The organism is Citrobacter sp. S-77 (assembly GCF_963864895.1).
GTDB classification, from domain to species: Bacteria; Pseudomonadota; Gammaproteobacteria; order Enterobacterales; family Enterobacteriaceae; genus Citrobacter; species Citrobacter murliniae.
Map to the genome: position 1 here is coordinate 375,864 of NZ_CAWLWU010000002.1, position 12,098 is coordinate 387,961.

Consider the following 12,098-nt stretch of genomic DNA (forward strand, 5'->3'; position numbering starts at 1 on the left):
TCACATTAATACGTACATGACCACTGTTACTGGAGAAACAAAATGAATTATCCGGCAGAACCCTTCCGTATTAAAAGCGTTGAAACTGTATCTATGATCCCGCGTGATGAGCGCCTTAAAAAAATGCAGGAAGCGGGTTACAATACATTCCTGTTAAATTCAAAAGATATTTATATTGACCTGCTGACTGACAGTGGCACCAACGCAATGAGCGACAAGCAGTGGGCCGGAATGATGATGGGTGATGAAGCATACGCGGGCAGCGAAAACTTCTATCATCTGGAAAGAACGGTGCAGGAACTTTTTGGCTTTAAACATATTGTTCCTACTCACCAGGGCCGCGGCGCGGAAAACCTGTTATCGCAACTGGCAATTAAGCCGGGGCAGTATGTTGCCGGTAATATGTATTTCACCACCACTCGTTATCACCAGGAAAAAAATGGAGCGGTGTTTGTTGATATCGTTCGTGACGAAGCGCACGATGCCGGTCTTAATATTGCTTTTAAAGGTGATATCGATCTTAAAAAATTACAAAAACTGATTGACGAAAAAGGCGCAGAGAATATTGCCTATATCTGTCTGGCGGTAACGGTTAACCTCGCGGGCGGGCAGCCGGTCTCAATGGCCAATATGCGTGCGGTGCGTGAACTGACTCAGACACATGGCATTAAAGTGTTCTACGACGCAACCCGCTGCGTAGAAAATGCCTACTTTATCAAAGAGCAAGAGCAGGGCTTTGAGAACAAGAGCATCGCAGAAATCGTGCATGAGATGTTCAGCTATGCCGACGGTTGTACCATGAGTGGTAAAAAAGACTGTCTGGTGAACATCGGCGGCTTCCTGTGCATGAACGATGACGAAATGTTCTCTTCTGCCAAAGAGTTAGTCGTGGTTTATGAAGGAATGCCATCCTACGGTGGTCTGGCCGGACGCGACATGGAAGCGATGGCGATTGGCCTGCGTGAAGCCATGCAGTATGAGTATATTGAGCATCGCGTGAAGCAGGTTCGCTACCTGGGTGACAAACTGAAAGCAGCCGGTGTACCGATTGTTGAACCAGTGGGCGGCCATGCGGTATTCCTTGATGCGCGTCGCTTCTGTGAGCATCTGACGCAGGACGAATTCCCGGCACAAAGCCTTGCCGCAAGCATCTATGTAGAGACCGGGGTGCGTAGTATGGAACGCGGTATTATCTCTGCGGGCCGTAATAATGTGACTGGTGAACACCACAGACCGAAACTGGAAACAGTACGCCTGACTATTCCGCGCCGTGTTTATACTTACGCGCATATGGATGTAGTAGCTGACGGCATCATTAAACTTTACCAGCATAAAGAAGATATTCGCGGGCTGAAGTTTATTTATGAGCCGAAGCAGCTTCGCTTCTTTACTGCACGTTTTGATTATATCTAAATCTTTTTCTGGCCCCATCTTTTGATGGGGCTTTTTTGTATTCATTTTTCCATGAACAGGAAGCCTTTGCGGTGCCCGTTACCGTGACAGACATAAAAAAAGCAAACCCTGACTCCAACATTTTTATTATCCGCATGATGTACAAATGACAGCTGTAATTATAACTAATAGTCTACAGGAACATTTATCATGGATATTAACGCCATTGAGCGACAAAGTAGTACCCCCGGACTGATTAGCGGAACCATGTTGGTTATCGCGACCGTAGTGGGTGGTGGGATGTTTTCCCTGCCGATTGCGATGGCAGGCGTATGGTTCCCCGGTGCCTCTGTTATTCTTCTTTTTATTGCCATCATGATGTTATTAACCGGGTTGATGCTGGTAGAAGTTAATCTGCATTATGGCGCTGGTGCCAGTTTCAATACATTTACTCAGGATTTATTAGGCCGCAAGTGGAATATCGTGGTGGGTATCGCTTTTGGCTTTGTACTCTATATTTTGACCTATGCCTATATCTCCGGGTCATCGGCAGTGATGGCGCAAACCGTATTTAAATATAGTGGCGTGCGATTTCCGGCGAATATATCGGTGGTGATCGTCAGTATGTTAGTTGGCGCAATCGCATGGTACAGCTCATTGCTGGTCGGGCGGATCACTACCGTGTTGATTATCGGTAAATTTGTGGCGTTCTTTGCCACTTTCTCCGGACTGGTCGGCCATATCGAAGTGGCGAAGCTCATCGATAGCGTAGCGGTGGCAATACCGGGCTCGCAGTACATTCCTTATATTTTGATGACGCTGCCATTCTGCATTATTTCGTTTGGTTTCCATGGCAACGTGCCGAGCCTGGTTAAGCTGTATGGCACAGGAGGGGTTCGCAATATTACGCGCTCCATCATCATTGGAACGCTATTTGCTCTGCTACTGTATATTTTCTGGCTGGGTGTAACGATGGGCAATATCAGCCGCGCTGAGTTCCCGCCGATTATTGCCAAAGGTGGAAATATTGATGTGTTTGTCGAGGCTATCAGCGGATTGTTTACCAGCCGCTATATGGATCTGATCCTGACATTCTTCGGCAACTTTGCCGTAGCCAGCTCCCTGCTGGCGGCGACGCTCGGCCTGTTTGATTATATCGCGGATCTGTTTCACTTCCCGGATAACGGCGTCGGTCGTCTGAAAACCGCGCTGGTGACCTATTTCCCGCCAGCGGCTGTTTGCTTCTTCTTTCCGAATGGTTTTGTACATGCGATTGGCTACGCCGGTCTGGCCTTCACCATCTGGAGCGTGATCCTGCCACCTTTCCTGGTGAAGGCTGCACGTAAACGTTTTCCGACTGCCAGCTATACCGCGCCCTGCAATAACACGGTGCTCAACCTTGTGATTGTTTGCGGGGGAATTGTTTATCTGACGGTTGTTCTGGACGTATTTGGTCTGCTGCCAACGTTTCGTTAGACGGAGTGAAAATGAAAAACGTGTTGTCTGTTCAGTCGTCAGTCGTTTACGGCTATGCCGGCAATAAAGCCGCGGTGTTGCCAATGCAGCTCTCCGGCATTGATGTCTGGCCGTTTTACACCGTGCAATTTTCTAACCATACCCAGTACGGGATGTGGCAGGGGATGGCAATGCCGCACGGTGAATTGAGTGCGATCATCAGCGGACTGGATGACCTGCAAAAGCTCGCGCAGTGCGATGCCGTGCTGTCTGGTTATCTCGGCGATAAAAGGCATTGCGAAGAGGTGAAGCACGCGGTGACGACCATCCGCCAGCGCAATCCGCAGGCGCTCTATTTTTGCGATCCGGTAATGGGTGACCCGCAAAAAGGCTGCATTGTGGCCCAGGGTGTCGAGTCCTTTTTTGTTGATGACGCCATTCAACTGGCCGACATAATGGGACCGAATCTCTATGAGCTGGGTGTGCTGACGGGCAGACAACTACGCAGCTTTGACGAGGTGGTTGCAGCGGCGCAGCAACTGGTGGCGTGGGGCGTGAAGAAGGTTCTGGTGAAGCATCTCGGTGATTGCTCGTGCGACAAACAGGCGTTTGAAATGTTGCTGGTCACACCGGAACAGACATTACATATAGCCAGACCGCTGTATACCTTTGCCAAAATGCCCGTCGGCGTTGGGGATCTGATATGCAGCGTCATGCTGGCCTCGTTGCTCAACGGTTTTGAGGATAAAGAGGCGCTGGAGCGAACCACCAGTATTGTGGATTCGGTGATGCATCTGACCAAAGAGCGTGGCTCGTATGAACTGCGGCTGATAGAAGCACGTTATCAGATAATGGATCCACAGGTTCGTTATCGGGCGACGGTGCTATAGCGCATCGCGAGCGCCGAAGGGAGGCTCTATGTTTCTGACATTGCTCAGGTTTCAGCATCCGCTGGTCTACCGTTTTGCGTGGCTGCGGATGCGGGTAGTGGTGTTAAGAAAATGCGGGCTGCGCAAGAAGAAAACAGGGAGAAAGACTCAGGCCTGTCGTTGACAGGCCTGCCTGGCTTTACACCCGGAAGTAGCGTGGTGGAATCAACGCAGAGAAGGCGTCGAACTTCTTCACCATCTTTTTCCAGAACAACATAACAACTATCCTCAATTTGAAACATCGGCGCTATTTTAGTCAGCGCCAACAAATCGTAAAGCCAGCCGCTTCGTTCTTATCGCGAAGGCGGTGTAAACCTTTTGGTTCACTGGGCGGTCAGGTTGATGAACAACAAACCGCCAGACCCTCGATGGGGTTGACAAGAGGATAGATTGTGAACAACGCCAGCCTTCAACAGAATTCAGGCCATAAACCAGTAATAAAAGAGGCCGACCTTTAATCCCAGGATCACAATGTAGGCACAGCAGTATTTCATCGTGCCGGACATTATCTGGTTAGCCTGTCCTTCCATTTTGGTCGCGGAAACCGCGATGGCGATGCTTTGCGGCGAAATCATTTTCCCGCCGGTTGCACCGGAAGTATTGGCCGCAGCCAGCCAGTTAGGATCAATATTCAGTTTACTGGCAGCAATGGTTTGCAATTTGCCAAACAGAATATTCGAGTTGGTGTCGCTGCCGGTGACAAATGTTCCCAGTGCGCCAATCACCGGTGCAATAAAGACATAAGAGCTGCCGGTCAGATCGACAATGGACTGGGCAAGTGTGGAGATAATACCGCTGAGATCCATCACCGTTGCCAGCGCGACGATCGCCATAATGGCGACGATGGAGTTCCTGAGCTGGAACACGGTTTTGCCAAAGACTTCCAGCATACCGCGAGCGGATGCCCCCTGAATAAAACCACCAATAATGGTCGCAAAGATGATCAGCATTCCGGGTGTCGTGATCCATTCGATTTTTAGCGCCAGAGATTTACCGTCAGCCAGCGTGAAATGCAGTACTGAAGCCAGTTGAGAAGCCGCCGATTTTACCGCCGGGAATAATGGAGAGCACAGCAGAATAAAGATAAAAATCAACATGTAGATTGAACCGACCCGAAACAGCACTTTTGCTGAGCGCGGAGTCGTTTCACGGGTATGGCTGACCTCAATACGCCACTCGGGATCTGTTTTCCCGTTACGCAATCGACCCGCGATGGCGACGGCGAAAAGACTGACCAGACTGCCGGCAAAAGCGGGTAATTCTGCGCCAAGATGTATCGCGACAAAATATTGTGGGATAAGCGTAGTGATGCCGCATATCAGAGTGATAAGGAATACGCCGCGGAGGGCTTTCAAGCCACCGCCAATAATGCAGACAATGACAAACGGCAGCAGAATATTAAACAGGGCTAACTGCAGAATAATCGTCCCGCCTAAAGTATAAACCGACAGGTTAACCTGTTCAGCGAGGATAGAGACCGGAATACCGACCGCACCGAAAGCCGTCGGTACGGTATTCGCCACGAGAGAGGCAATGGCTGCTTTCAGCGGATTGAATCCCAGTGCGATGAGAATGCCGATAGGGATTGCGACCGCCGTGCCGTAACCTGCCGCAGCTTCAAGAAATCCCCCAAAGCACCACGAAATAAGCAGTACCTGAATTCGCTTATCTTCGCTGATGCTGGCGAGAATATCGCGGAGAATATCCAGCGCTTTTGTCGCCTGCATCACGTTATAACTGAATATGGCCCCGAGGATCACAATCACTATCGGCCATAATCCCTTCAGTGCGCCATAGCCTATCGCGGCTTTCAGATTCTGTACTGGCATCGCCCAGAATATCGCTGATAGCGCGGCGGTGAATACCAGAGAGATCAACACAGAATAATGGATGGGCATTTTCAATTTCAGTATTAAAAATACCATTAGCAGTAAAGGAGATAGTGCCAGGGCAAACATAAAATATTCGTTCATTATTATTCCTGCTTGGTTCATTAAACCTGATTTATATTTATGGCGGAAAGGCTACATTGGCGTATAAATAAAGTATGCAAACTGAATCGCTTCAGTGAATAAAGTAATTATGATTAATAGTTTTGTAACTATTGTAATCTTTTAATTAAAGGCTGCTGCCAGATAAATACACTTAAGAGTAAGGCAAATACCTATAAGTAGTTATTTAATAACCTTTTTAATAATGATAATGACGAGATTAGTCATCACCTGAAACTGTTTTTAAGGTTTTAATAACGCTATGGTTTCCAATATAAAAATGTGAGCAAGGCCGAAAGAAATAAACATGGGTATTGCATATGCTTGTTGATTAGAGGATTATTTGGTTTTGTCATACAAATGAAAATACAGACGTTTGCGATTGTCCTGATATAAGAAGCGGAGAGTCGCCACCAACGGAAAACGATCCGGGCATCACTATGAACTCAGTCATTAGTAAAACCAAAAAAACCGAAAAACTGGGCGTGATACACGGCTGAACCTTTGCTTGATATAGCGATATCAAGCGCAATAAATAGAAATGAAGCAATGGAGTAGTTATTGTGAATGTAAATTTCTTTGTCACCTGTATTGGTGACGCGCTGAAGTCCCGGATGGCACGTGATTCCGTATTGCTGCTGGAAAAACTGGGCTGCCGCGTTAATTTCCCTGAGAAACAAGGGTGCTGCGGCCAGCCAGCCATCAACAGTGGTTATATCAAAGAAGCGATTCCGGGGATGAAAAACCTGATCGCCGCGATGGAAGATAATGATGACCCGATAATCTCTCCGGCAGGCTCTTGTACTTACGCGGTGAAAAGCTATCCGGCGTATCTGGTCGATGAGCCTGAATGGGCGCTGCGTGCGGAAAAGGTTGCTGCGCGCATGCAGGATCTCACCTCCTTTATCGTTAACAAGTTGGGGGTAGTTGATGTGGGGGCCAGTTTGCAAGGGAAGGCGGTTTATCATCCGTCCTGCAGCCTGACTCGCAAGCTGGGCGTGAAGGAAGAACCGCTTACGCTACTGAAAAATGTGCGTGGTCTGGAGCTGTTGACGTTTGCCGATCAGGATACCTGCTGCGGCTTTGGCGGTACCTTCTCGGTCAAAATGGCCGAAATATCGGGCGAGATGGTGAAAGAGAAAGTCGTCCACATGATGGATGCCCGTCCGGAATATTTGATTGGTGCTGATGTCAGTTGTCTGCTGAACATCGGTGGCCGTCTGCAGCGAGAAGGCCAGCCGGTCAAAGTGATGCATATTGCTGAAGTGCTGATGAGCCGCTGAGGAGAAAAGTATGTCGATAAAAACCAGCGATGTAGAGTTCAAGATGCGCATTCGTCAGCAAATCGAAGATCCGATTATGCGCAAAGCGGTGGCCAATGCGCAGGAGCGTATCGGTGCGAATCGCCAAAAAATGGTCGACGAATTAGGGCACTGGGAAGCGTGGCGCGACCGGGCCAGCCAGATCCGTGACCATGTTCTGAGTAATCTCGATGCTTATCTGTATCAACTCTCCGAGAAAGTGACCGAAAATGGCGGCCACGTCTATTTCGCGAAGACCAAAGAAGAGGCCACCCGCTACATTTTGCAGGTCGCGCAGAGTAAAAATGCGCGCAAAGTGGTGAAGTCAAAGTCGATGGTGACTGAAGAAATCGGTATCAACCATGTGTTGCAGGATGCCGGAATCCAGGTGATCGAAACCGATCTGGGTGAATATATTCTCCAGTTGGATCAGGATCCTCCTTCGCATGTGGTGGTTCCGGCTATCCATAAAGATCGGTATCAGATCCGCCGCGTGCTAAACGAACGCCTGGGCTACGACGGCCCGGAAACGCCCGAAGCAATGACTTTATTTATCCGTCAGAAGATCCGCGAAGATTTTCTCAGTGCCGAAATCGGGATCACCGGGTGTAATTTCGCCGTGGCGGAGACCGGCTCTGTTTGCCTTGTCACCAACGAAGGTAATGCGCGGATGTGTACCACATTGCCGAAAACGCACATTGCGGTGATGGGAATGGAGCGTATTGCACCGACGTTTGCTGATATTGATGTGCTCATCACCATGCTGGCGCGTAGTGCTGTTGGCGCACGTCTGACAGGCTACAATACCTGGCTTACCGGTCCGCGTGAGGCGGATAACGTTGACGGGCCGGAAGAGTTTCACCTGGTCATTGTGGATAACGGGCGCTCGCAGGTGCTTGGTTCTGAGTTTCGTGACGTGCTGCGCTGTATACGCTGCGGGGCCTGTATGAACACCTGTCCGGCATATCGCCATATTGGTGGGCACGGGTATGGCTCTATCTATCCAGGTCCTATTGGTGCGGTGATTTCTCCGTTGCTCGGCGGTTATAAGGATTTTAAAGATCTGCCTTACGCCTGTTCATTATGCACGGCTTGCGACAGCGTATGTCCGGTGCATATCCCTCTTTCTAAACTGATTCTGCGTCATCGCAGAGTAATGGCGGAGCAGGGCATTACCCCGAAAGCGGAGCGGCGGGCGATCAAAATGTTTGCGTATGCTAATAGCCATCCAGGGTTGTGGAAAGTCGGGATGATGGCGGGAGCCCATGCGGCGAGCTGGTTTATTAATGGCGGAAAAACACCGCTTAAGGTGGGAGCCATTAACGACTGGATGGAGTCACGCGATCTTCCTGGTGCTGACGGAGAGAGTTTCCGTAGCTGGTTTAGAAAACATCAGGCGGAGGATAAAAAGAATGGATAACCGTACCGCGTTTTTAAACACTATCGCCGGAGCGTTGGGTCGCCAGGTGCGATTTGTACCGGAACCAGATGCGGCACCGGTTAACAACTATGCGAACGAGCGACTGACTGAACTCAACCAGCAGCAGCGTTGTGATGCCTTTATCCAGTTCGCTACTGATGTCATGCTGGCACGCTGCGAACTGACCAGTGAAGCGCAGGCGGCAGACGCGGCATTACGTCTGTGTGAAGAACTTGGTCAGCAATCGGTGGTGCTTAGCGGCGACAGTCGGCTGGCAGTTCTGGGGATCAGCGAGCGCCTGCAACAGGAATGTAACGCCGTGGTCTGGGACCCGGCCCGTGGCGAGGAGAATATTACCCAGGCCGAGCAGGCGAAAGTCGGGGTGGTGTATGCCGAGTATGGCTTAACGGAGTCGGGCGGTGTGGTCCTCTTTTCTGCACCCGAGCGCGGACGCTCATTAAGCCTGCTGCCGGAGTCTTCTATTTTTGTCCTGCGCAAAAGCACCATCCTGCCGCGCGTGGCGCAGCTGGCAGAAATTCTGCATCAGAAAGCGCTGGCCGGTGAGCGTATGCCGTCGTGCATTAACATCATCAGTGGGCCGAGTTCAACGGCGGATATTGAGCTGATTAAGGTGGTTGGGGTGCATGGTCCGGTGAAGGCGGTGTATCTGATTATTGAGGATTGTTGAGATTTTTGTTGATGAACGCTCTGGCACTGAAGGCCAGAGCGGAATGACAATATTATGCAATCATACTGATGATCAATACGATAATCAGGCCGACCACTGAGTTAACCAGCTCCAGTAAACCCCAGGTCTTCAGCGTGTCCTTCACTGACAGGTCAAAGTAACCTTTGAACAGCCAGAATGAGGCATCGTTGATATGGGTCAGGGTGTTGGAGCCCGCCGCCGTTGCCAGTACCAGTAATGCCGGATCGACGCCCACTAACTGACCCGTTGCGGGATCGAGGATCGCTGCGCTGATAATCCCCGCGGCGGTCATTGCTGACACGACGCCCTGGCCGGTTGCCAGACGGATAAGTACGGTGATGAGCCACGCCATGATGTACGGTGAAATGTTGCCGTGTGACATCAGCATGCCAATCGTATCACCGATACCGGTATCGATAATGGTCTGCTTCAGTACGCCGCCCGCACCGATAATCAGGATCACCATCGCGATGCTTTTCACCGCATTTTCAAAGGCGTTCATTACCCACTGCATGTCATGGCCACGCGCGGTACCGAACAGCACAAAGGCGACAATCATAGCGATGAACATCGCAATCGGAGAAGAACCTAAGAAGTTCACCACTTCCCAGGCCTGAGTCCCTTTAACCAGCCAGATATTGGCGATGGTAGTGGAGATCATAATGATCGCCGGGATCAGCGGCACCAGAATCGACACGCCGAATGACGGCAAATTATTCTGGTCAACCGGCACATCAGCTTTCATAAATGAAGGCGTCGGGCGATCAAGATTACCGAGGAACTTCGGCAGGATCAGCCCCGCACAGATCACGCTTGGGATCGTCACCAGAATACCGTAGATATAAACCATGCCCATATCGGCGCCATAGGCGTTGACCAGCGCTACCGGTCCCGGCTGAGGTGGAAACAGCGAGTGCGCGGTGGTCGCGGCGGCAACGGCAGGGATAGCCAGTTTCAGGAACGGGATCTTCGCTTCGGCGGCAATGACGATCACCAGCGGAGCCAGCATAATAAAGGCCACTTCATAGAACATTGCCAGGCCGAAGATCAGGCCAATAATGATCACCGATAGCTGTACATAGCGCAGACCAAGGCGCGCCAGCAGCGTATGAGCAATCTGATGTGCCGCCCCGGAGTCGACCATCAACTTGCCGATAACCGCACCAAACACCACGATAATCGCCAGTTCCCCCAGCGTACTGCCAAAGCCGGACTTCATGGTGTGCAGCAGTTCCATTAAATCCATGCCCGCCAGCATACCGACGGAGAGCGCCGCCAATAGCAAGGCGACCATTGAGTTTATTTTGAATCTTAAATTGAGAACCAGCATCAGACCGATGCCGAATACTACCCACAGAATATTGAGAACGTGCATAAAACGTCTGCCTTCTTTGGTTGAACCATTATGATTTTGGTTGAGATGTTATATAAATTGGTTAACCATTGATGCGATGAATGTCACATTGCGTTACAGATTTGCACTGCTGATGTGGTTTTGGGTTTTGTCATCACTGGCAAACATCGCCATTATTGTGATTTGGTTAACCAATACACCCATTCAGGTTGACATGTCATACCAAAAGGAGGAATTTATGTGCCATATTGTCGAGCCCATTAGGTAAATGAGGAATAGAGCATGGAACAGACATGGCGCTGGTATGGTCCGAACGATCCGGTCACTTTAGCTGATGTACGTCAGGCGGGGGCGACGGGCGTTGTTACTGCTTTGCACCATATCCCGAACGGGGAAGTATGGTCAGTTGATGAGATCCAGAAGCGTAAAGCCATTGTTGAACAGGCGGGTCTGGTGTGGTCAGTCGTGGAGAGCGTGCCAATCCACGAAGATATCAAAACCCGTTCCGGTAACTATCTTCAGTGGATTGCCAATTACCAGCAGTCACTGCGCAATCTGGCACAGTGTGGCATTCGTACTGTGTGCTACAACTTTATGCCTGTTCTCGACTGGACACGTACCGATCTGGAATATGTTCTGCCGGACGGTTCCAAAGCGTTGCGTTTTGATCAGATTGAATTTGCCGCATTTGAGCTGCATATCCTCAAACGTCCAGGCGCAGAAGCCGACTACAGCGCTGAAGAAATCGCCCAGGCGAATCAACGTTTCACGACCATGAGTGATGAAGATAAGGCCCGTCTGACCCGCAATATCATCGCCGGTCTGCCGGGCGCGGAAGAAGGGTATACCCTCGATCAGTTCCGCCAGCACCTTGAGCGTTATAAAGATATTGATAAAGCCGCGCTACGTGAGAATTTCGCCGTCTTCCTGAAGGCGATTATCCCGGTCGCGGAAGAAGTGGGCGTACGCATGGCGGTACATCCGGACGATCCGCCGCGCCCAATCCTCGGCCTGCCGCGTATTGTTTCCACCGTGGAAGATATGCAATGGATGGTCGATACGGTCAGCAGCATGGCCAACGGTTTCACCATGTGTACCGGCTCTTACGGTGTTCGCGCAGACAACGATCTGGTCGATATGATCAAGCAGTTTGGTCCGCGTATTTACTTCACCCATCTTCGGTCGACACTGCGTGAAGACAACCCGAAAACCTTCCATGAAGCGGCGCATCTCAATGGTGATGTCGACATGTACGAAGTAGTGAAGGCAATCGTGGAAGAAGAGCATCGCCGTAAGGCTCAGGGCCAGGAGGATTTGATCCCGATGCGCCCGGATCATGGTCACCAGATGCTCGACGATCTGAAAAAGAAAACCAACCCTGGCTATTCCGCGATTGGGCGCCTGAAAGGGCTGGCGGAAGTCCGTGGCGTTGAAATGGCTATTCAGCGCGCTTTTTTTAGCCGCTAAACCAGACCGGCAGGGCGACGTGCCGTGCCGGCTTTGTTCTTTTCTCTTCCCGTCGGCATTTCCGATGGGTTATGGAGTTC

General features: G+C 50.5%; 9 protein-coding genes. 7 read left to right on the forward strand and 2 right to left on the reverse strand.

The window, feature by feature from the left end; translation table 11 throughout:
- Window positions 1-42: 42 nt before the first annotated feature.
- The 3 genes from AACS05_RS02475 to pdxY all read left to right on the forward strand — a co-directional run bounded on the left by AACS05_RS02475 (window position 43) and on the right by pdxY (window position 3,737).
- Window positions 43-1,413: a tyrosine phenol-lyase gene (locus AACS05_RS02475; protein ID WP_045439318.1), complete on the forward strand. Its 1,371-nt coding sequence runs from the start codon at window positions 43-45 to the stop codon at window positions 1,411-1,413.
- Window positions 1,414-1,602: 189 nt separating this feature from the next.
- Complete coding sequence (locus AACS05_RS02480) at window positions 1,603-2,868, forward strand: aromatic amino acid transporter (RefSeq protein ID WP_045439321.1); 1,266 nt, start codon at window positions 1,603-1,605, stop codon at window positions 2,866-2,868.
- 11 nt (window positions 2,869-2,879) lie between these two features.
- Window positions 2,880-3,737 (forward strand): pyridoxal kinase PdxY, encoded by an 858-nt coding sequence (gene pdxY / locus AACS05_RS02485; RefSeq protein WP_045439325.1) that lies wholly within the window; start codon window positions 2,880-2,882, stop codon window positions 3,735-3,737.
- 458 nt (window positions 3,738-4,195) lie between these two features.
- Here the strand turns inward: pdxY and AACS05_RS02490 are convergent, their stop codons facing one another.
- Complete coding sequence (locus AACS05_RS02490; RefSeq protein WP_045439327.1) at window positions 4,196-5,749, reverse strand: L-lactate permease; 1,554 nt, start codon at window positions 5,747-5,749, stop codon at window positions 4,196-4,198.
- Between the two features lie 581 nt (window positions 5,750-6,330).
- On the opposite strand from AACS05_RS02490, the gene AACS05_RS02495 reads away from it, so the two are divergent.
- The 3 genes from AACS05_RS02495 to AACS05_RS02505 are packed head-to-tail and all read left to right on the forward strand — an operon-like array spanning window position 6,331 to window position 9,176.
- Window positions 6,331-7,050: a (Fe-S)-binding protein gene (locus AACS05_RS02495; protein ID WP_045439330.1), complete on the forward strand. Its 720-nt coding sequence runs from the start codon at window positions 6,331-6,333 to the stop codon at window positions 7,048-7,050.
- Between the two features lie 10 nt (window positions 7,051-7,060).
- Window positions 7,061-8,488 carry a LutB/LldF family L-lactate oxidation iron-sulfur protein gene (locus AACS05_RS02500; protein WP_045439333.1) on the forward strand — a complete coding sequence of 476 codons (1,428 nt, stop codon included), beginning with the start codon at window positions 7,061-7,063 and terminating at the stop codon, window positions 8,486-8,488.
- The gene (locus AACS05_RS02505) at window positions 8,481-9,176 is read left to right on the forward strand and encodes a LutC/YkgG family protein (protein ID WP_045439336.1); all 696 of its coding nucleotides are present in this window, start codon (window positions 8,481-8,483) and stop codon (window positions 9,174-9,176) included. The genes AACS05_RS02500 and AACS05_RS02505 overlap by 8 nt, the downstream gene beginning before the upstream one ends.
- 52 nt (window positions 9,177-9,228) lie before the next feature.
- Here the strand turns inward: AACS05_RS02505 and gntP are convergent, their stop codons facing one another.
- Complete coding sequence (gene gntP, locus AACS05_RS02510) at window positions 9,229-10,572, reverse strand: gluconate permease GntP (RefSeq protein ID WP_038636883.1); 1,344 nt, start codon at window positions 10,570-10,572, stop codon at window positions 9,229-9,231.
- A gap of 261 nt (window positions 10,573-10,833) precedes the next feature.
- Between gntP and uxuA the strand changes: the two genes are divergently transcribed.
- On the forward strand, window positions 10,834-12,018 hold the full coding sequence (uxuA, locus tag AACS05_RS02515) for a mannonate dehydratase (protein ID WP_045439339.1): 1,185 nt from the start codon (window positions 10,834-10,836) through the stop codon (window positions 12,016-12,018).
- Window positions 12,019-12,098: the final 80 nt, after the last annotated feature.

Excerpts from the sequence above, each read along its gene's own strand:
- AACS05_RS02475 (WP_045439318.1), top strand. The coding sequence starts at position 43 with ATGAATTATCCGGCAGAACCCTTCCGTATTAAAAGCGTTGAAACTGTA.
- AACS05_RS02480 (WP_045439321.1), top strand. The coding sequence starts at position 1,603 with ATGGATATTAACGCCATTGAGCGACAAAGTAGTACCCCCGGACTGATT.
- pdxY (WP_045439325.1), top strand. The coding sequence starts at position 2,880 with ATGAAAAACGTGTTGTCTGTTCAGTCGTCAGTCGTTTACGGCTATGCC.
- AACS05_RS02490 (WP_045439327.1), bottom strand. The coding sequence starts at position 5,749 with ATGAACGAATATTTTATGTTTGCCCTGGCACTATCTCCTTTACTGCTA.
- AACS05_RS02500 (WP_045439333.1), top strand. The coding sequence starts at position 7,061 with ATGTCGATAAAAACCAGCGATGTAGAGTTCAAGATGCGCATTCGTCAG.
- AACS05_RS02505 (WP_045439336.1), top strand. The coding sequence starts at position 8,481 with ATGGATAACCGTACCGCGTTTTTAAACACTATCGCCGGAGCGTTGGGT.
- gntP (WP_038636883.1), bottom strand. The coding sequence starts at position 10,572 with ATGCACGTTCTCAATATTCTGTGGGTAGTATTCGGCATCGGTCTGATG.
- uxuA (WP_045439339.1), top strand. The coding sequence starts at position 10,834 with ATGGAACAGACATGGCGCTGGTATGGTCCGAACGATCCGGTCACTTTA.